Source organism: Bacteroides sp. HF-4919 (assembly GCF_018860125.1).
In genome coordinates this window covers 79632-101530 of the sequence record NZ_JAHKNF010000013.1, presented here as the reverse complement: position 1 = coordinate 101530, position 21899 = coordinate 79632, and the positions used below count along the sequence as shown (strand labels likewise).

Sequence of the window (21899 nt, the reverse complement as noted above, 5' to 3'; positions counted from 1 at the left end):
TATATCAGGCTTTATTCTTCTGTAGTAGTTGCCGGTGCCGAACCTTTTTTGTTTTTCAGCATCATATAAGCAATCGGAGAAGCTACGAACAGTGATGACAGTGTACCGATAACAACACCCAGAATCATTGCGAAGGCAAAGCTGCGGATAGAATCACCACCCAGGATGAAGATACACAGCAATACGATCAACGTACTCAATGAGGTATTGATGGTACGTGCCAGAGTTGTGTTCAGAGAGTCGTCGAACAACTGTTTCACATTGCGTTTCGGATACAGACCGAAGAACTCACGAACACGGTCGAAGATTACCACTTTATCGTTGATTGAGTAACCGATAGCGGTCAAGATGGCACCGATGAAGGTCTGGTCAATTTCCAGAGAGAACGGCATCCAGCCCCAGCACAGGGAGTATGCACCTAAGATCATCAGTGTATCACTGGTCAGAGCTACAACGGAACCCGCACTATAAGCGATGTTACGGAAGCGGATCAGGATGTACAGACCAATGGCGATCAGGGCGAATACAACCGACCAGATAGCTGAAGTCTTGATATCGTCGGCGATACTCGGACCTACTTTCTGTGAACTGATAATACTGCCGCCTGTGTGGTTGTCACGGTCGATGAATGTAGCCAGGGTGATGTTCTGAGTCAGCATGGGTTTCAATGCTTCGTACAGGTAAGATTCGATTTCCGAGTCCACGTTGTTACCTTCGTCCTGAATGCGGTAGTTGGTACTGATACGTACAGTCTTCTTGTCGGTACCGATAGAGATGACACTTACGTTGGCATCACCGAACTTGTTAGAAATCAGCTCACGTACTTGTTCCGGTTCAATCGGATTTTCGAACTGAACCTTGAAGTTACGTCCACCGGTGAAGTCGATACTCTGGCTTAAACCGCGGGTTACCAATGAACCGATGCAGATCAGCAGGATCACGCCTGTGATAGTCAACCATTTCTTGTTGCCACCCATAAAGTCGAAGTGGGTATTTACCAGCATCTTCTTTGAGATAGGTGAAGTAAATGTCAGATTCAGCAGTTTGTCTTTGTTCATGAAGTGTTCGTAAACCAGACGGGTCATGAACACGGCTGTGAAGAATGAACAGAGGATACCGATGATCAGGGTTGTGGCGAAACCACGGATCGGACCTGTACCAAAGTAGAACAGGATGATACCAGTGATGATAGAAGTCAAGTTGGAGTCGAAGATAGCAGAGAAGGCATTTGAATAACCGTCCGCCAATGCTTTCTTCACGCCCTTACCGCTACGAAGCTCTTCTTTGGTACGTTCGTAGATCAACACGTTCGCATCCACCGCCATACCGAGTGACAGCACCATACCGGCAATACCTGACATAGTCAGTGCGGCCTGGAAAGATGAAAGGATACCCAGCGTGAAGAAGAAGTTCAGCACCAAAGCGCCGTTGGCAATCATACCCGGGATGAATCCGTACATAGAGCACATATAGATCATCAACAGGATCAGAGCGACAACGAATGAGAAGATACCTGCGTTAATGGATTCCTGACCTAATGACGGACCAACGATGTCTTCCTGAACGATGTGTGCAGGAGCCGGCATCTTACCGGACTTCAATACGTTAGCCAAGTCCTTTGCCTGTTCCGGAGTAAAGTGGCCGGTGATCTGTGAGTTACCGCCTGTGATTTCGTTACTTACGTTCGGTGCGGAATATACATAGTTATCCAATACGATGGCGATGGACTTATTGATGTTCTGTTTGGTCAACAATGCCCAACGGCGTGCACCGTCAGAGTTCATCGACATGCTTACAGACGGTTTGCCATATTGGTCGTAGTCGTCTTTGGCATCGGTTACAACGTCACCTTCCAGCGGTGCTTTGCCATTACGTTCGGTCGATTTGATAGCATACAATTCGAAAGTCTGGCCTTTCGGATCGTATTCGAACGGAGAAACACCCCATTTTAAACGGAGATCTTTCGGCAGTTCGGCAGCTATTTCCTTCATAGCGAGGTATGAATTGACAGTAGCTGTATCTTTGTAGTTGGCGTAACCTACTACGGGACCTCCGTTGGGGTTTACACTCAGGATGGCCAGTAGCGGATGTTCTTTTTTCAATTGTTCCAGATCGGCAGAAGAAGCCTGCTGTTTCTTTTCTCCACCTTTCAGTGCGGCAGCAAGGCTGTCGGCGGCGCTGATTGCTTTATCGGGAGTAGCTTCTGTTGCAGCCAAGGCTGTCGAATCTACTGCGGCAACAGTATCGTTGGCGGTAGTTTCGTGCGCCAGGACTGCGCGGAGTTTAGAGTCGGCAGCCTGCAAGTAAGGAGCTACTTCTTTGGCGTTGTATGTTTCCCAGAATTCAAGGTTAGCCGATCCCTGGAGCAACTTTCTTACACGTTCGGGTTCTTTGATACCCGGAAGTTCCACCATGATACGTCCCATTTTGTCCTCGAGGCTCTGGATGTTGGGCTGAACCACACCAAAGCGGTCGATACGTGTACGAAGCACGTTGTAGGAGTTGGTTACGGCAGCTTTTACTTCTTCTCTCAACACCTTCTCAACTTCGGCGTCAGATGATTTCTGGTTTACTTTGTCTTTGAGCTGTTGTGTTGCGAAGAGTTCAGAAAGCTTGGCACCTGGGGCAGTCTTGTGATACTCTTTAATAAAAAGCGTGATCACGTCGTCCTGGCTGGTAGTAGCTTGTTTGGCAGCTTCGGCCAGTGCTTTGTTGAAAGCTTCGTCGGGCTTGTTGTCAGCCAATGCTTTGATAACATCGGGTACAGACACTTCGAGGATAACGTTCATACCTCCCTTAAGGTCCAGACCTAAACTGATTTCCATTTCACGACACTGTTTCAGCGTATAGTTACCCAACCATACTTTCTCGTTGGAGAGAGAGTCGAGGTAGTCCTGCTCCACTTTCACATCGCCTTTCGCAAACTCTTTTGCCTTATTGGTATAATGGCGAGTCACGAAGGAGAAAGAGAGGTAGAACACGCATACCAGCGTGAGTAATACCGCAAAAACCTTTACAAATCCTTTGTTTTGCATTTTACTTTTAATTTATTATGATTACATTTTAATTGATTTCTGTCGCATACAAGGCTGCAAATATAGTTTTTTTTTCACATTCAGAAGTAATTAGGAGGCAAATATTTGAATGTGAAGGGGATTTTTGAGACGCTTTGGCGGATATTGGCGGAAGTATCGTTTGTCATTTTGGCAATATGTCAAATGAAGGCTCTCAGATTTCATTTTTTCGGCTCTTGGCACAGGTTGCCCCGGAAAAACGGCTCTATTTCGTTCCGGAGTTTATCGCATTTTTGGTTTTATCTTTCATTTTCTTTCAGAAAGAAAGCTGTGTGGACGTAAATGTATCCGATATGTCTTCCGGGGGGGATAATCTGTCTTTTTGATGTTTCGATAAGGACTGTTGAGAGAAGGCTGTTAGAAGATTATAAGGTCCGGATAAGTGTTATTTTTCGGGACAATAGATGTAATTTGAATAACATATAGAGATATGGGGGAAAAGAAAGGGTCTTTTTGCCCTAAACCCCGGCTCATGTCGATGTAAACCCCGGCTTTCCGGTTCCAATTCACCGTTTTTTCTTCTGTCCGGCTCCTGGTTTGAGACTTTTTTCACCGGGTATGGTTAGCGAATAGCGCTTTTTACTGTCTTTTTGTTACTGAATCGGATTGGCGGGAAACAAAAGCGCACATTCCGCTTGTTGTGTCCCAAAGGCAGTACTGACGCGTACGGGGCTGTGTGGATGCTGTAGGAACGAACTGTTTCCTACGATTAATCGGGGAGCGTGATGTAGCACCAGATGGGGTAATGGTCTGAGTCTTTGATCGAATTGTCTACCGTACATCCCGATGCTTTCAGATTCTTGCTGATCAGGATATTGTCGATCCGGAAGTAGAATTTATTCTGGTTGTACGAGATACCCAGTCCCCGTCCCGATTCGGTGAATGCGTCATCCAGATCTTGCGAAATAACCCGGTGGGCATACGATATGGGAGAGTCGTTAAAGTCGCCGCAAACGATGACCGAGGGGTAGGGAGAACGGGCTATTTCCTGAGCAATGGCGCGTGCCTGTGCCGAGCGGATAGCCGAAGCTTCAGCCAGTTTATTGACGAGTTGCCGGATACCGCTTTTCACTTTTCCTGCTTTCGGGTCTTTCAGCATGTCTTCGTATACTACTTTATCTTCGCGGGTAAGCTTGTTCGATTCAAGATGATTGTTTATCAGCAAAACGGTGTCTTTTCCTATTTTTATATCGTAAACCATGCTGCCGTTGTAGTTGCTCTGATAGTCGAGCATACGGGCGGAAAGAATGGGGAACTTGGAGTAACAGGCTATCTGGCTGCCGGCTCCCGTCTTTCCCACCTGTTTGATGTGACGATACGGGTAGTCTTTTAAGGCTTGCCTGATCTCTTTATTGTTGAGGTGTATCTTGGCTGTTTCGGAACCCGCATACTCCTGCATGCAGACAATGTCGGCTTTGCTGTTCTTTATATAGTTCAGAATAGGGTTCTGTCCATTCTCTTTCTTCATGTTGCCAAAGGACATGATGTTGTACGAAAGGAGTTTAATGCTGTTCTCCGGCTGTCCGGACGGCCCCATGTTGAAGGGCATATACGTCTTGATCTGCGGATAACAAAGCAGGAATCCTAAAAGAGGTACCAACGCGAGACGGTAGCGCACGATAAGCCAAAAGACCAGAAAGCAGAAATTGATGACGAGAAAGATGGGGAATGTCAGTCCCAGACACGACTGCACCGGGTGTACTTCAGGGTTGATGTACGGACTGTAAGCCGTCAGCAGCAACATTCCGATGAAGAATGCGTTGACGGCCAGGAACAGGAATAGGGCTAATCTGCCTATATGCTTCATGCGTTATCTTTTGCTTGCGTCGAACAAGCTCTTTTTTTCTTCCGTAGTCAGGCTCTCGTAACCCGATTTCTTCAGTTTGTCGAGAATGCGGTCTATCTCGTCCGACTGTGCCTTTTTACGGGCATTGTAGTCGTAATCGTTCTGACGGGTATTGTTTCCGTAATGCACCTTCATTTTGGGTTTCCGTTTCCAGATTTTGGCGCTGAACAGGGCGGCGATTGCGTCGAGCGCTTTGTTAACCCATGAAGTGATGTCTTTCCCTTTGTTCAGGCTGGCCGCAAACCAAAGTCCTGCCAGTGCCCCGCCCAGGTGGGCGATGTGCCCGCCTGCATTGCTTGAGGTGATAAAAAACAAATCGGTCAGCACAACGATCAGGGCCAGATACTTCAGACGCACATTGCCGAAAAAGAGAAGGCGTACAGGATAATTGGGCTCCCGATAGGCGGTTGCCACTACGATGGCCAGCACCGAAGCCGATGCGCCTACCATGGTGGAGTAGGCGGTCATTGGGCGAAAATACGGAAAGACATTATAAGAGATCATATACAGCAGCCCGCCACAGATTCCGCCTACAATATAAAGGCCTCTCAGGTGTTTGCCCGAGAAGAAATACAGGAACAGCGAACCGAACCAATAAAGCCAGAGCATGTTGAACAGGATGTGCAGGAATCCTGCATGCATAAACATATAAGTAAAGATGGACCATGGTTGCCACACAAACCGTGTGAAGGATGCCGGCAAAGCTAATAATTCAAAGATCCCTGTTGCACTCCGGTTGAATAATTGCAATAGGATACCGATCAGCGTCGTAACAACGAATACACCGACGTTAATGAATATCAGTTGGATATAGACGTTTCCCCTGCGAAACGCTTCTTTCAGGTCAGTTATAATATGTCCCATTGTTTCTGTTCTTTTTTCTCCAGTACATGATCAGGATAAATCCGAATATCATTCCTCCGAGGTGTGCAAAGTGTGCCACGTTATCACCCGGATTGTTGGCAAAGCCTGCGTACAACTCTATCAGGGCATATCCGATGACGAAGAACTTTGCCTTGATGGGGAAGGGCAGCGGGAAGATGAACAACTGCTGGTTGGGGAACAACATTCCGAAAGCCAGCAAGATGGCATATACGGATCCCGAAGCTCCCACTGTGGTCATCATGTTCAGGTATTCACTCATGGGGATAATGCCCGTACCGATGTTTACACTGGTATATTGCGACAGTTCGGTCACGTATTGTATGTATTGCACCACCTCCTGAAGCAGGCCTGCGCCCACGCCGCAGAGGATATAATAGAATAAAAAACGTTTCGGTCCCCATACTTGTTCAAGAATCCGGCCGAACATCCATACTGCGAACATATTGAAAAAGATGTGGCTGAATCCTCCGTGCATAAACATATAAGTGAATAGCTGTGCCGGATTGAAGTTGTCGGCGAGGAAAAAGTGGAGACCCAGATAATCGGATAAGTTAATCCCGTAGCTTTGCGCTACAAGTTGACCGAGGAATAGGAGAACATTGATAATTATCAGGTTTTTTGTTACAGTTGGCATTCTTCTAATTTGTTAATGTAATTAATGTGATAATGTGTGCATTAGCTCCTTTACACATGATAATAGACGCAAAAATACGAATAAATTCTGTTCTACAGCAGAAAAATAATCTACTATTAGTTCTTTTTCAACAATTTGATGTGTTTTTTTGATGTTTTTATTTGATATGTTGTTTTGTTACTCTATATTTGTGAGGATTTTAAGGATATCTTTTGTGTAACATATATTAATTAATCATTTACGTATTATGAATAAGGCTGAACTTATTAATGCAATGGCAGCAGAATCCGGTTTAAGTAAAGTGGATTCTAAGAAAGCACTTGAAGCTTTCTTTTCTTCGGTTACAAAAGCTTTGTCAGCTGGTGACAAAATCTCTTTGGTTGGTTTCGGTACATTTTCTGTAGCTGAAAGAGCCGAAAGATCAGGTATCAATCCTTCTACAAAGAAAGCGATTATTATTCCCGCAAAGAAAGTTGCTAAATTCAAGCCAGGTGCTGAGCTGGCAGATGCTATAAAATAAGCATTTATAGTTGAAAAGAAATTAAGAGAGGAGACGCTGATGCGTCTCCTTTTTTTGTATCTTTGCGCGCAGAATAATAACTTGGATATGAAGATAGAAGATAAACTTGTGGCGTCCGTAATCAGCGGACTCAAAGCGCTTTACGGACAGGATGTGCCTGCCGCGCAAGTGCAGTTGCAAAAGACAAAGAAAGAGTTTGAAGGACACCTCACCCTTGTGGTATTCCCTTTCCTGAGAATGTCGAAGAAGGGCCCGGAGCAAACCGCACAGGAAATCGGTGAGTATCTGAAAGCCAATGAACCGGCTGTAGCAGCTTTCAATGTGATCAAGGGCTTCCTGAATCTGACCATCGCGTCGGCTGCCTGGATCGAACTGTTGAATGAGATTCATGCCGATGCACAATACGGCATTGTCTCAGCGGATGAAAATGCTCCGCTGGTAATGATTGAATATTCGTCACCCAATACCAATAAACCTCTTCATCTGGGCCATGTGCGCAATAACCTGTTGGGTAATGCACTGGCCAATATCGTCATGGCGAACGGAAATAAGGTAGTCAAAACCAATATCGTCAACGACCGTGGTATCCATATCTGCAAGTCGATGCTGGCATGGCAGAAGTATGGCAATGGTGAAACACCCGAGTCGTCGGGTAAAAAAGGCGACCATCTGGTAGGCGATTATTACGTCGCTTTCGACAAGCACTATAAAGCTGAGGTAGCGGAGTTGATGGAGAAAGGTATGACCAAGGAAGAAGCCGAGGCAGCCTCTCCGCTGATGAATGAAGCGCGTGAGATGTTGGTGAAATGGGAGGCGGGTGATCCAGAAGTGCGTGCACTCTGGCAGATGATGAATAACTGGGTATACGAAGGCTTTGATGAAACCTACCGTAAGATGGGAGTGGGCTTCGATAAAATCTATTATGAATCCAATACATACCTGGAAGGCAAAGAGAAAGTGATGGAAGGTCTTGAAAAGGGTTTCTTCTTTAAGAAAGAAGATGGCTCGGTCTGGGCTGACCTGACGGCGGAAGGATTGGATCATAAACTGCTGCTTCGTGGAGACGGAACCTCAGTATACATGACTCAGGACATTGGTACGGCCAAATTGCGTTTTGCCGACTATCCTATTAATAAGATGATCTATGTGGTAGGAAACGAACAGAACTATCACTTTCAGGTATTGTCCATCTTGCTTGATAAGCTCGGATTTGAGTGGGGCAAGAGCCTGGTACATTTCTCTTATGGTATGGTGGAACTGCCTGAAGGCAAGATGAAGTCGCGTGAGGGTACGGTGGTAGATGCTGACGACCTGATGGCGGAAATGATTGCGACAGCCAAGGAAACTTCTCAGGAATTGGGCAAGTTGGACGGGCTGACACAGGAAGAGGCAGACGACATTGCACGTATCGTCGGACTGGGAGCACTGAAATACTTTATCCTTAAAGTGGATGCCCGTAAGAACATGACCTTCAACCCGAAGGAATCTATTGACTTTAACGGTAATACAGGTCCTTTTATCCAGTATACTTATGCACGTATCCAGTCCGTTCTGCGTAAAGCAGCCGAAGCAGGCATTGTGATTCCGCAAGTGCTTCCGGCCAATATCGAGCTGAGTGAGAAAGAGGAGGGATTGATTCAGATGGTTGCCGACTTTGCCGCAGTAGTGCGTCAGGCCGGTGAAGACTATAGCCCGTCAGGTATCGCCAACTACGTTTACGATTTGGTGAAAGAATACAATCAGTTCTATCATGACTTCAGCATCCTGCGTGAAGAGAATGAAGACGTGAAACTGTTCCGTGTCGCTCTGTCTGCCAATATTGCCAAGGTTGTCCGTTTGGGAATGGGATTGCTGGGCATTGAAGTACCGGACAGAATGTAAGATATTCTTTGAATAAAAATAGAAACTACGGGATTTCTTTAGTCAGAACAACTGCTAAAGGAATCCCGTAGTCGTATTTGCCTCATAAGTTCCGGAGAAATTATTGCAGATCCTGATAGTCCCAGATTTTATGTGACTTGCCATCTTCACTTATGATGCCACCGGAACAATATTTGTAAACAAGTTCCTTTTCGAAGCTGCCGATGGAACTTGCTTTTCCGTTTATCCAGTCGCTAAAACCGAGGTAAGTCTCAAAAAGACTGTTCTTTTCCTGCGGATAACTGAACGTACCGTTACCACTCGCTACGGCAAGGCCGTAAGGCATATTCTCCTTATTTACCATATCGTATACTTTGTAATCGATATCTGAACTGGCAGCGTACATCCGTTTTCCGTCTACTTCGATAAACCAGGCTACCCATGCTGCTTTTTGTTCTGTTTTGGCGAAAGCATAGTTTTGTATATTGGTTGAGGAGAGCCTATAACGTATGGGAGTATTGTCGTCAACCGTATTGATGAATCCCTGTTTTCCTGAAAACAAATCAGTCCTTACGTCATTACTGATAATATGTTCGGAACCATCGGACAAGATGCATCCCAATTTTATCGTTTTAATACTTCCTAAAGCAATCGGTTGGATTTTTATGCTTTGCCAGGTTTCGTCAGGGTGTTGGTAAGCGTGATTGCTTGCAGTGTTTTGTACGTGAATGATTAAGTCATTATAATCATAATCACCGTTTTGCGTATCTTCAAACATGACTGCCTGCCAGGTCTTGGCGTAAGTGGTCTCGGCACCTTCTTTTAGAACATCATAACTAATGTTGATCCCATCTCCCGCACGGGTCGAAACTGCCGTATTTTTAGGTATACGGATGGTGATGGGTTCATTGGCTACGGCTATGGTGTCTTCTCCGTAAGTCACAAAGGTCGTATACCCTTCTTTGATAGGCACGTCGAAATCCTGAGAGGTTTCGCAGTTTGCCACACGTGTTTCAATAATCTGAGAATAATCTTTCTCGTCTTCGATGCAGGAAGCCCACAATGCAATAGAGGCAACTGCTAAAATGACTTTCTTCATAGATTGTTTGTTTTGTTTGTCCGGCAAAGATATGCAATAAAAGTGATAACTTGCTGAATAATAGTTGGGAAAATAAAAAAAACACAAATGATACAGATGCTGCACACTTCTCGGGGAAGTTGGCAGATTCTGTATCATCCGTGCTTTTTAATCGGGGAGCCTTGAGTATGGCTATTTCTTCTTGGCATAGCGTCCGCGTTTCGGAGCGCTTTCTGCCTTTTCGCTTTGCAGTTTGATGATTTCCAGACAAGTCTTGTAATTCAGGTCGGCCGGTACTACATCTTTCGGGATTTTATAGTTACTTCCTTTATAAGTAATGTATGGGCCATACCTGCCGTTAAGGATTTCCATTTCCGGATCTTCATCGAATTTTTTGATGTGCTTTTTCGCTTCTGCTTCGCGCTTGGCCAGAATCAGTTCGATAGCTTCGTCCAGTGTAACTTCCAGCGGATCGTAGGTTTTGGGCAAAGACACATATTTAGAGTCATGGTATACATAAGGTCCGAAACGTCCTGTACCGATGGTTACGGTTTTTTCTTCAAATTCTCCTACTTTGCGCGGCAATTTGAATAAATCCAGTGCTTCTTCCAGTGTGATGGTCTCCATGGACTGCCCTTTCTTCATCTGTGCGAAGCGGGGTTTGTCCGTATCGTCGGCTGTGCCGATCTGTACAACGGGACCGAAGCGTCCGATTTTTACCGATACGGTTTTTCCGGTTTTAGGTTCTTCTCCCAAGATACGTTCGCCTACCTTATGTTCGGTTTTAGTAGCCAGTGTCGTTTCCACTGACGGATGGAACTCCTTGTAGAAGTCCTTCATGATGCTTGTCCATTTTTTATCACCTTCGGCTATTTCGTCGAATTGCTTTTCTACGTTAGCTGTGAAGTTATAATCCAGGATGTTGGGGAAATATTCGGTAAGAAAGTCATTTACTACAGTACCGATGTCGGTCGGCAACAGTTTCGATTTCTCCGCCCCGACAACTTCCGTGTGTTTGACATCTGTAATTTGATCATCCTTCAGAGTCAGTATGTCGAATGAACGTTCTTCTCCGGTTTTATCGCCCTTCTCTACATATTCGCGTTGTTGGATGGTGGAGATAGTCGGTGCGTAAGTTGACGGACGTCCGATTCCCAATTCTTCCAGTTTGCGCACCAGGCTGGCTTCAGTGTAACGCGAGGGGCGTTGTGTGAAGCGTTCGGTAGCTACAATGCCCTGATGTTCCAGTATCTGTCCTTTTTTCAGGGGAGGCAGCAGGTGGCTCTCGTCTTCCTGTTCGTTATCATCGTCATACGACTCTTTGTATACGCGCAGAAAACCATCGAATTTAATAACTTCTCCGGTAGCGGTGAATTTGTCGCTTCCGCTACTGATACCAATGGTTGCCGTTGTTTTCTCCAATTCGGCGTCTGCCATTTGTGAGGCTATGGTACGCTTCCAGATCAGGTCGTATAGCTTTCTTTCCTGCGCCGATCCTTCGACAGTCTGGTTTTCCATATAAGTCGGACGAATGGCTTCGTGCGCTTCCTGGGCACCCTTGGTTTTTGTAGCAAAGTGGCGGGGATGCACATACTGTTCACCCATCATCTGTGCGATGGCAGCCTTGCTGCCTTCTGTGGCGTATTCCGACAGGTTGACCGAGTCGGTACGCATATAAGTGATCAATCCCGATTCATAAAGTTTCTGGGCAACCATCATGGTCTGTGCTACAGTGAACCCGAGTTTGCGGGCTGCTTCCTGTTGCAAGGTAGAAGTCGTGAAGGGAGCCGCCGGACTTTTCTTTACCGGGCGGGTTACGATATCTTCAATGGAGAATGTGGCAGCTTTGCATGACTCGAGGAACTTTTGGGCTTCCTTTTTCGTCTTCAGGCGACGAGCCAGTTCCGCTTTCATCTCTACCTGTTTACCATCGGCATCCGGTACCAGGAAAACCGCAGTGACACGGTATGAGGCTTCACTTTTGAAAGCCTGTATCTCGCGTTCGCGTTCTACAATCAGTCGTACTGCTACCGATTGTACCCGGCCTGCAGAGAGCGCCGGTTTCACTTTCTTCCACAGCACAGGTGAAAGTTCGAAACCTACGATGCGGTCTAAGATGCGGCGGGCCTGCTGAGCATTCACCAGGTTTATGTCAATGTCGCGCGGCTGTTCGATAGCCTTCAGTATGGCTGTTTTGGTGATTTCGTGAAAAACGATACGCTTCGTATTTTCAGGTTTTAGTTTCAGTACCTCGTAAAGGTGCCATGAAATAGCTTCTCCCTCACGGTCCTCATCGGATGCGAGCCATACGGTTTCCGCTTTGCTTGCTTCCTCTTTCAGTTTATCGACCAGCTCTTGTTTCTCTTCCGGTATTTCATATTTGGGTTTGAAATTCTTTTCTATATCGATAGAAAATTCTTTTTTCTTCAGGTCGCGAATATGTCCGTAACTTGAGAGAACTTTAAAATCTTTCCCAAGAAACTTTTCAATCGTTTTTGCTTTTGCTGGAGATTCGACAATGACAAGGTTTTTCTGCATATCTGTGATATTAAAACATATAAATTGCCCGCAAAAGTAGAAAAAAACGTTTTCTTTACCTTATAATATAGAGAGAATCTGATATTTTTTGCAAAAAAAGACCTTTTTTATAAGAATCTTTTAAAACTGGAAGCTAAGTCCTCCTACAAAATTGATTCCCTCAACCGGATAATACAAGTAGTACTGATATTTCTTATTCAGCAAATTGTCAGCCTTTACATATGCCGAGATTCCCTTGAAAATTTTATATGTAGCTCCCAAGCTTAGATTGCTGACGGCAGGAATACTTTTCCCGTAAGCTACGCTGTATCGTTCGGCTCTGCGGGTATATTGGTAGCCTGCGTTTAGCCAGAGTGCGGGTATCGGATGAACTTCTGCATGAATACCGAAATCAAACTCCGGTTTCATCAACAATGCTTCATCGTAGCTGAGCGCTTTCGAATCGGTTCCTTTGTTGTCCGTATTCCAGTGATAATAGGTTCCTCCTGCCGATAGGGCGAATAGGTCCTTGTATTCGTAGCTGGCTTTGATGCCTGCGTAAAAGTTATCCGTATTGGTTTGTCCCAAAGCGATATAATTTGCTCCGCTTCCACCAATCCATTGGTCTGCCGATTGGTACAAATCATCTTTCAGATTCTGGTATCCGCCGAATATATCGAACCAGAGGCCCGGTGTCGGACTGGCTTTGAATCCTAATCCGGCATTCAGTTGCTCATAAGTGTCTCTGACTTCCTGTCCCGGATCGAGGTATGGATTGTAGGTCTCCAATCGGCGGAAATCATTCAACTGTCTGCCTCCGGTTGCTTTGGCGTATAGTACGTAACTGTCGGAGAACACATATTGAGCTTTTACGTCCGGAGAGACACGTACTGCTTTTCCATTTCCGAAAGAGAGGTCTACGTTGGCTCCGACATGTACTCTCCAACTGTCATCATTCAATTCGTAGTAGGGATTCAGATCAAGCGTTGTACGGCTCTTGAAAATATTCTTTATCCGGTCTTTATTTTCTTTCAGTTCGTTCCCGTAGATCAGATTGTTCATGGCAAATCCGATAGCTACTGTCTGCTCGTCGCTGATTGAACCGCTTACGGTTGCCAAGGTGCGTATCAGCGTTTCGTTTACTCCTCCGAAGAGCTGACATTGTTGGCGTCCGTATAACATCAGGTTGGTCTCCGCCCGGTATTGCAGCGGTAGGGTCTCGTCAGTCGATTTCACTCCGAAGTGCACATCACCGGAAGTAAACTTCTGCTTCTTGAATCCGTAGGGTTCGTAATTGAAGTTGCTCAGGCCGAAATTACCGGCTACGTTCAAATCCAGTTTGGCAAATTGATGAACATAATCTACGTTTGCCCTTGTGCGGTAATAGAAGGCATTCCATTTTCGGGTATCACCGAAAGGCATATCTAACTTTCCGTCCATTCCGTCCATCTTGAAGTTTACGTTCAGTTTGTCCTGATCCGAGAGCCGGAACAGGTAATTGCCCAAAATATCCAGATTGCCATAATTACCGTATCCCAGACGGACGTATCCCGGAATGAAGCCCGGTTGTATTTCCTTGCCGGTGTAAGCTCCTATTGCCCCTATCGGAATTGAAGTGGCGGGCGTAGTGAATGTAGCATATTCCACCTCTTTTTTACTGACAGTAGGCTCTTCTACTTTAGGGAGGACATTTACTTTGGAAGCATCCATTATGTCCGGGTTATATTGCTGCTCTACCACTACGGTGCGGTTTACAGTCGTATCTTTGGGTTGCGTCTGAGCCAGTATCGAAACAGGCAGCGCGGTAAAAGCAATTCCTAAAAGGATATAATTGTTATATTTCATACTCTGTTACTTATTAAGGTTGTTCAGTCTGCTTTCAATCATATTCTCGATATCATCGTCAGCATGGTAATTCTGCTGCAGGCTCAGCAAGTACTGACGGGCATCCAGTTTTTTATCCATAGCTACGTATACATCCGACAGGAGGATGAACCCGCGTGCCAGCCAGTAGGCATGTGGTGTGCTTTGGTCGATGAAGTTCAGCAACTCTTTCTCTGCGGCTGCATAATTCTGCGTGTTGTACAGCTCTTGTGCAACCAGGAATTTTGCTTCCGCGCCATACAGGTTGCGTGTATCTTTTGCCAACTCTTTTAAATCTGCCATGGCTGCCTTATCTCCTTTCTGGTTCAGGTAAGCCTTTGCCCGATAATACAAAGCTTCATTCTTGAGTTCAGGACTCAGTTTGGCTTCAGATAGCAAGGCCGTTGCCGCATGGATGGTTTCCGTATCGTCTTTCAGCAAATAAGCTGCACGGAGCATACCCGTTTCAGCCAGCAATCTTCGTTCGGCAGTGGTTGCTTTCTCTTTCAGCATTTTGTAACTTGCCAATGCATCGGCAAACTGCACTTTGTTGAACTGAACTTCCGCACGCATAATCAGTGCTTCTTCCGAGAACGGATTGTCCGGATATTCAAGCAACTTGCCCGAGTGTTCCAGAATCATATCATAATTTTTCTGTTCCTTACCTATCAGGCAGAGATAATAGTGGGCATTCAGTCCGAATGCTCCGTCCGGGAAAGTCTGCAGATACTTTCCGAAGCTTTCTTTAGCCTGTTCCACCCGTCCGCGCATATAAATCTTCTCAGCTGCCATGTAGGTCAGTGAATCCTGTTCGCTGGCATCGAAGCGGATGTTGCCCGGCATGGCCGAAGCCAGTGCGGCAAATTCGTCGATGCGGTTCATGTCTACATAGATCGACTTCAGGTCGCGCATGGCCAGGCGGGCTTCGTCGCTTCCCGGATATTTCTGTACTACCTGTTTATAAGCGTCAATGGCCTGGTTATAATCTTCATTCTGGTAGTAGAGCAAACCGATTTCCGCTGCTGCCTTGCGGCTGACGGGGCTTTCGGGGTATTTGGCCAATAACTCCTTGAAAGAGGTGATGGCCTGTTGGTTATTATCCATCAGGACATAAGAACGTCCTTTTTCGTACAGAGCACTGATGGCATAGGGTGAAGCGGGATATTTACCTGCCAGGCGGTTCAGCCAGGTGATTTTGCCTGAATAGTCTTTTTGCAGTCCCGATACCAGTGCGAGTTGGTAGAATGAATAATCTCCCGAGGGAGTATTCATTGCTTCTGCCTGTGAATAATAGTGTTTGGCTTCATCGAAGTTACGCACATCCAGGTAGCAGTCACCGATGCGGTTGTAGGCATCGGCCAGTGCCGTTTTATTTTCTCCTTTCTCCAGGCTGATGTATTTTCGGAACCAGTTTTGTGCTTGTACATAATCTTTTTGATGAAATGCGATATAGCCTAAGTTATAATGTGCCAGGGCATACATTTCGTTATTGGTCTGTTGAGTCAGTTGCAGATAATCGGTGAAGTTGCGTTTGGCTTCTTCCATCCGGTTCAGTCGATAGTATGCTTCGCCCCTCCAGTAGAGGGCGTCTGCTTTGGTCTGCCGGTTGTATTGTCCGAGTCCGAGTGAGCGGTCGAAGTAGCCGATGGACTGTTCGAATTGCGTGTTGGCAAACGCTTGTGTACCCAGTTGGAATAAGATACGCTGTTTGGCTTCCAGAATACGTTTGCCGGGGTGGGCGATACGGTCGATTGACTTCAGTGCCGCTTCATAGCTCCGCGTATTCATATATACCTCTACCAGATAGCTGCTTACCATCTCGGCATATTCGGAGGTGGGGAATTCATTGAGGAATTTTTCAAAGACAGTCACCGATTCTCCGAAAGCCGAATAAGATGTTTCGTGGATACATAACGCATAATTGTAGGCAGCTTGTTCTTTAATCTTCGGATTTGCGTTCGAAGCGGCAGCCTGTTCGAATGCCATGCGTGCTTTGTTCTTTTCAGCCAGATGCAGATAGGCAAGTCCCATGTGCAAGTAAGCATTCTGTGTCAACGCGTCGTTTTCGGTAGTGACTTCTCCAAGTGTTTCGGCAGCTTTAGAGAAAACACCGGTCTGGAAATAAGACAGGCCCAGCATATAGAGTGCATCTCTTCGGGGTGCATTTTCTTTTTCCAGATAATTTCGGAAAGAAGTGACCGCCTTGTGATAATCTCCGAAATGATAATATGCATCTCCCAGAATCCGGTACATTTCAGCGGCGTGTTCGTTTTGCGGATAGGCAGACAGGTAATTCTGGGCCACGATCTGAGCCTTGTCATAGTTCTTCTTGATGGCATAGATTTCAGCAATGTAATAGGGTACCAGGGCTTTGTATTTAGCGTCATCCTGTAATGGGAGAAAGCCTTTCAGTGCTTCATCGTACCGTTTCTGCGTGTATCGGATGTATGAGATATAGTATGAGCAGTCATTCGCATACTTGGGACTGCTTGCTTTCAGGGTTTCGAACCAGATGGCCGCTTCTTTGACATTGCCTACTTTCAGGTAGCAGGTAGCCAACCGGTAGGTCATGTCGTCCCGTTCTTCATTGCCCAGCAGGTCGAGACGTGAAGAGTTGAACAGGGCAAGTGCTTCGTCATAGTTCCCTTGGTAAAAATAAGCGGAAGCTATCAGTGCATAAATCCGGTTGGCGTGAGGAGTGTCCGGATAGGTATCCAGATAGCTGCGCAGTTGTGCGATGGCATTGCGGTCTTTCAATTCATATGCCGAGCATACCAACATGTATTCAGCCTCTTCTTTCAGGTTCACATCCGCTTTCTGGCGGACGAATGTGCGTAGGGGAGGCATAGCGGCTGCATAGTTCTTTTGCAGAAACAGCTCTTTCCCTTCTTTATACAGATTTACGGGAGACGTTATTTTCTCGCTGGTTTGTGCCTGCAGAGCGACAGGCACACAACATGCCACGGCACATATCAATCGTGATATCTTTTTTTTCATAATTCAGAGTTTTGACAAAAGTACTTGTTTTTATGTATTTTACCTCTCTTTCAGGAATCTTTTTAACCCTTTTTTGATAGAGCCGAGTCCGAACTCTTCGGGATTAATTTGGTTCAATGGGACGAAAAACGAGTCTGCTACATCATCCATTGCCTCAAAGTGACTTGTGTTTTCCACTTGGCAAAGGAAAAACATGTCGAGCGTATGTACAGGAAACCCGGAATAGATATAAATGTTCGGAAGTGAAAACAGGTAGGTTGCCTTTTTCACTTTCAGTCCGGTTTCCTCTTCTACTTCCCGAGCCACTCCTTCTTCACCCGTTTCGTTCATGTCGATGAAACCGCCCGGAAGGTCCAGTGTGTCTTTAGCCGGTTCTTTGGCACGACGACATACCAACAGTTCGTCTTGCTCATTCAGAATCAGTGCCACTGTAGCCGATGACGGGTTGAAATAATAAACGAACCCGCAATCGGTACATTGTTTAGACTTCTCGTTGTGAATCTCAAAATGGGCTGAACCACATTTCGGACAGTATTTGAATTGGTTAAGTGGGTGTTCCATCCTTCTCATTGTTTTTGTACGGGCAAAAATAATGAAAAAGAAGCAGTTTCAGGTGATATGTCCGTCAGTATTGTATGTTTTAATATAAAGCGTATAAATCCGTATGGAAATTAATGCAGCGCATTTTTGCACATTGCACTGCATTTGGCTTTTATATTGTCTATATTATGGCATTTGTCTGATTATTAGCTAATTTGCTACGATTGTTTCGTATATTCCTGATAAACAAATATATATGCATGTGTTTTTTAGTACGAAAGTTTGTCCCTTTCAAATATATTCCCTATTTTTGAAGAACCGATTCCGAACCTTATATTTAATAAACAGGCAGGATTATGAAAAAGTATATATGTCTTTTCTTGACGCTTTGGGGATTATTGCCGGGCTTTGCCCAGCAGACCGACACTGTAGTACTGAATCTTTCGGAAGCCATTACCCATGAACCCAAGGTAATAATGCTTAGCGAAATAGCTTCCGATATTCACTTTATTTCTTTGGAAACAACGGATGACTTTTTCTTGTGCGATGAATATCGCATCATCTATACTGGAGATGATATTCTGGTATATGACCGGCAGATGAGAAATTATTTTCGTTTCGATAAGAACGGGAAGTTACTCAACCGGATTGGTGAGTATGGTCAAAAGACGGAGAATTATCTTGTGGGACTGTCGTTCTCTTATGATTATTCGGAGAAAAGAGTATATGTACATGATATAAGAACACTGGTCTGCTATGATCTGGATGGAAAATTTATAAAACGTATACCGGTTCCGCATCTTAATGGCGATGCCTGTGCGGTATTTGATAAAGGGCATATCCTTTATAGTGATAGCCGGTTTTACATAGACCGGGATAATCCGTTACAACTCTTTCTGACAGACGAAACCGGTAAGGAGTTAAAAGTGTGGCAAGGATATGTTGAGAAATATAAGTCTTATAAAGCTCTGATGTCTACTCGCGATTTGATGTACAATTATCAGGGAGCTGTTTATTTTAAACCTGCATTTGAGAATCTTATTTATAGGATAGATGGACAGGGAGAAAAGACGGTTGCCTGGCAGTTTGATTGTTCAGGTTATGAGATCAATGTTTCTGTCAATGAAGCTGATCCAAAGAATCGTTATCAGGCTATTTCTGTTCAGCAAGTGTTTGAATCGGATCACTACTTATTCGTTTCCTATATTTTAAGGAATAATAATTTCACAGGTTTGTATGATAAAGATCAAAGGACGTTTTCGAATGTAATTGTAAAGGATGACTTATCCGGAGGTTTTGATTTTATCTTCTCCGGTATAGGTTTTGGTAATCAGTTGATAAACGCTCATGCTGTTTCCTATGCAAAAAAGGCAGAACGCTATCCGGAAGCTTTATTACCATCCCGCAGGCAAGAATTGGATTCATTGGTCAATCAATTACGTATGGGAGATAATCCGGTGATATCCATAACGACTTTAAAATAATAACGACTAAAACGAACGATATGATGCAGAAAGACTTTTTTATCAGTGTGTTAACTTTAGGGCTGATCCTTTGCTTCACTGCTTGTGGAGAGAAAAAAATAACCGTAAAGTCCGCGCTTGAGAGGGTGGAAGCTTTTGCTTTTGATGTAAATGACGATTATCTACAGAGCTACGCCGGTAGTTTTTGTTATTCCACATCAGCCCGTATTGATGGTAAACAGTGTTTAGTAGTCTATAATGGTAAACTTCACTCTGTTGATATTTTGAATCTGACCGATTGTCAGCCTTTGCGGCAAGTAATTTTGGCTAAGGAGGGGCCGGACCAGATCCTTACTCCCAAAGGGATTGGCTATTATAAGGATTCATTTATTATATTTACTACCAATGGTTTGTATCGCGTTGGTCAGGACGGGAAAGTATTGTCTAAGAAACTGCTGAATGATTTGCCTCAGGTTAAGGAAGATGGATATGGCATAGCCGTACCCGGTCTTTCTATTTATTTTAGTGTGTATAGTTTCTTTGGATTTGATGCCAGTAAGGGGGTAGTGGCATTACCTCTTTATTCTTATGAGAAAGATGCTACAGGAGAATATCCTAAGAAAGTATTGGTCATTTCGTGTGATGATTGGACTATACGGAATGAAGTGGAAATAGATTGTCCTGATATCATAAAGAAGGAGGGAGACATGCAATTATTGAGTTGCATCAATGTACTTCCTCACGGAGACTGGCTGATTTATAATTTTCCGGCATCTTCCAAAGTTTATGTTTACGATTTGTCGGCAAAGAAGAGTAAAGAATATGATTTCCCTTCTACCTTTACAGATTCTTTTTTCCGTTTACCGGATATGAACGAAGAGGAACCCGGTTTCGGATGTCTGAAAACCGGTTATTATTTCCCATTGTGCTATGATGCGTACCATGACGTATTCTGGCGAGTTCAGCAGGGACCATTGGATGGGCATGGAGTAGCAGGCAAGCCTTTTTCTATCATGTGTATATCTACTGACCTGATGAATAGTGCAGAGTACGTGATTCCTGCCGGTTCAAAAATTTATCCGGATCTGGCTTTTACGGATTCATTGGTTTTATTGCCTTATACGGGAGGAGATAAGATAGGTGAAAACAATATGTGCTTCTATGGATTGGAGTATTAAGGCTTTCCATTTTCTCCTTTCATACGAAAAGTGCATTTCGATCTTCCATCTTCCACCTTTTTTGAGATTACCGATTGATTATCTGTAGTTTAATAGGGTGGAAGATAGCGTTTTAAGGCCATTTATCTTCCACCTCTATCTTCCATCTTCCACCCTCTTTTTTAGGAGGGATATTCGTTTTAATAACTTGATATATAAATAGATAATGTTTGTTTTTTAACTGTTTAAGTCTTTAAAAGCATTTTGTATTCCTTGCTATCTTTAGTGGAAATGGTTGTTTCTTTATCTGAGTCCGGGTATGGGGTCTAATGGGCCCGGGTATGCGGGCTGATGAGCCCAGGTATGTAGGCTGATGAGCCTGGGTATGCGGGCTTAGGTAAAGATACCGTTTGTAATGTAAATGTTCTTATTAATAATGGTTTATGAAACGAATAAAATAGGTTTGCTTCCTTGTAAATGATTCGTCTGATATTTATATTATTCTGACATTCTTTATATGTAGTATAGGTGGCGTAGGAAAAAGGTTCTAGTAAATATTTAGGCTTTATGAACCTCTTGAATTAAAGGATTTATTGGAGGGTGTCCTTCAGGACAATATATTTCTTTGCCCGATAAAAGCGAAGCGGGTTGACCAAACTGAAAGATAATTTGCATGAAATGATAATAATGTTCTCTTAATAGGTAAACTGAAGACAATCCTGTAGTGGCCCTATCAGAGCAATAAACTAATTAATTATTGAATTTGAGAATCAGACATAAAGAAATTGGATATTGTCTGTTTGGAGAGCAAGTCGAATGCGAATTTCAGGACTCATTTGTGGCGGGATTTTGGTGAATAAAAGCTGATATCAGGCTGAAAAAAGGAAATTAACCCCTATAAAAGATCTGTGATTGTCCGGTCGTTTTAGATTGTTGTATGTGTATTTTGCTTATATATAGGTGTCTAACCCTTAAAAAATTGTCCGGGTCTATAACTTGCGAATTTGTTTACCATGATTTAACTTTGAACCAAGGAGGGAGGTCTCTTTTGAGTTATATAATTTAAAACGGTTAGTCATGGATAAAATCGAGTTTGGAGAAGGTAAGATAACGTTTTCATATAAGAAATCGTATGGGGATTGTTTGTATCAGGATTTGATTGCCGTGGAATATGGCAAGCCTTATTGTATGATACAAATAGAAGGAAGAGGTAGTCTTCTGTTTTTGATAAGCTTGCATGATGTTCTGGAAAAATTGCCTGCAAATTTTCTTCTGATAAATAGGGGAATAATAGTAAATATAGAACATGTTACAGATCTTGTATGTCTGGATGGAGTATATCATGTAAAGATGGATAATAATAAAATATATAGGATTAGCACTCGTAAAGTGGCTATACTCAAAAGGACCCTTATGGCAAAAAATGACACGATCCAAGTTTAGTCTTTAGAAGAATATATAGAAG

At 44.2% G+C, this 21899-nt stretch carries 14 protein-coding genes; 5 read left to right on the top strand and 9 right to left on the bottom strand.

The window, feature by feature from the left end:
• Positions 1-11 precede the first annotated feature (11 nt).
• The 4 genes from secDF to KO473_RS19540 form a co-directional block, all read right to left on the bottom strand.
• Positions 12-3035 carry a protein translocase subunit SecDF gene (gene secDF, locus KO473_RS19555; protein ID WP_005822369.1) on the bottom strand — a complete coding sequence of 1008 codons (3024 nt, stop codon included), beginning with the start codon at positions 3033-3035 and terminating at the stop codon, positions 12-14.
• 748 nt (positions 3036-3783) lie between these two features.
• Positions 3784-4881, bottom strand: a complete 1098-nt coding sequence (locus KO473_RS19550) for an endonuclease/exonuclease/phosphatase family protein (RefSeq protein WP_005822368.1) — start codon at positions 4879-4881, stop codon at positions 3784-3786.
• Between the two features lie 3 nt (positions 4882-4884).
• On the bottom strand, positions 4885-5784 hold the full coding sequence (locus tag KO473_RS19545; RefSeq protein WP_005822367.1) for a rhomboid family intramembrane serine protease: 900 nt from the start codon (positions 5782-5784) through the stop codon (positions 4885-4887).
• Positions 5765-6439, bottom strand: coding sequence for a rhomboid family intramembrane serine protease (locus KO473_RS19540; RefSeq protein ID WP_005781814.1), 675 nt, complete (start codon positions 6437-6439; stop codon positions 5765-5767). Before KO473_RS19540 ends, KO473_RS19545 begins: the two co-directional genes overlap by 20 nt.
• A 247-nt stretch (positions 6440-6686) precedes the next feature.
• On the opposite strand from KO473_RS19540, the gene KO473_RS19535 reads away from it, so the two are divergent.
• The gene (locus KO473_RS19535) at positions 6687-6959 is read left to right on the top strand and encodes an HU family DNA-binding protein (protein WP_005781816.1); all 273 of its coding nucleotides are present in this window, start codon (positions 6687-6689) and stop codon (positions 6957-6959) included.
• A gap of 87 nt (positions 6960-7046) precedes the next feature.
• Positions 7047-8840, top strand: a complete 1794-nt coding sequence (argS, locus tag KO473_RS19530; protein ID WP_032530971.1) for an arginine--tRNA ligase — start codon at positions 7047-7049, stop codon at positions 8838-8840.
• A 100-nt stretch (positions 8841-8940) separates the two neighbouring features.
• On the opposite strand, the gene KO473_RS19525 is transcribed toward argS, so the two are convergent.
• The 5 genes from KO473_RS19525 to KO473_RS19505 form a co-directional block, all read right to left on the bottom strand.
• Positions 8941-9918 (bottom strand): DUF4842 domain-containing protein, encoded by a 978-nt coding sequence (locus KO473_RS19525; protein ID WP_032537714.1) that lies wholly within the window; start codon positions 9916-9918, stop codon positions 8941-8943.
• Positions 9919-10089: 171 nt separating this feature from the next.
• Complete coding sequence (gene topA / locus KO473_RS19520; protein WP_005811721.1) at positions 10090-12435, bottom strand: type I DNA topoisomerase; 2346 nt, start codon at positions 12433-12435, stop codon at positions 10090-10092.
• 120 nt (positions 12436-12555) lie between these two features.
• The gene (locus KO473_RS19515; RefSeq protein ID WP_005822364.1) at positions 12556-14259 is read right to left on the bottom strand and encodes a TonB-dependent receptor; all 1704 of its coding nucleotides are present in this window, start codon (positions 14257-14259) and stop codon (positions 12556-12558) included.
• A gap of 6 nt (positions 14260-14265) precedes the next feature.
• Positions 14266-17274 carry a tetratricopeptide repeat protein gene (locus KO473_RS19510; RefSeq protein WP_005781828.1) on the bottom strand — a complete coding sequence of 1003 codons (3009 nt, stop codon included), beginning with the start codon at positions 17272-17274 and terminating at the stop codon, positions 14266-14268.
• 39 nt (positions 17275-17313) lie between these two features.
• Entirely contained in the window at positions 17314-17835 is a 522-nt protein-coding gene (locus tag KO473_RS19505) for an NUDIX domain-containing protein (RefSeq protein ID WP_005822363.1), read from the bottom strand.
• A gap of 335 nt (positions 17836-18170) precedes the next feature.
• Here KO473_RS19505 and KO473_RS19500 point away from each other — a divergent pair, with 335 nt between their 5' ends.
• The 3 genes from KO473_RS19500 (at position 18171) to KO473_RS19490 (ending at position 21877) form a co-directional block, all read left to right on the top strand.
• Positions 18171-19298 carry a 6-bladed beta-propeller gene (locus tag KO473_RS19500; RefSeq protein ID WP_005822362.1) on the top strand — a complete coding sequence of 376 codons (1128 nt, stop codon included), beginning with the start codon at positions 18171-18173 and terminating at the stop codon, positions 19296-19298.
• Between the two features lie 20 nt (positions 19299-19318).
• On the top strand, positions 19319-20455 hold the full coding sequence (locus KO473_RS19495) for a DUF4221 family protein (protein ID WP_032537614.1): 1137 nt from the start codon (positions 19319-19321) through the stop codon (positions 20453-20455).
• 1056 nt (positions 20456-21511) lie between these two features.
• Complete coding sequence (locus tag KO473_RS19490; RefSeq protein ID WP_005822359.1) at positions 21512-21877, top strand: LytTR family DNA-binding domain-containing protein; 366 nt, start codon at positions 21512-21514, stop codon at positions 21875-21877.
• Positions 21878-21899: the final 22 nt, after the last annotated feature.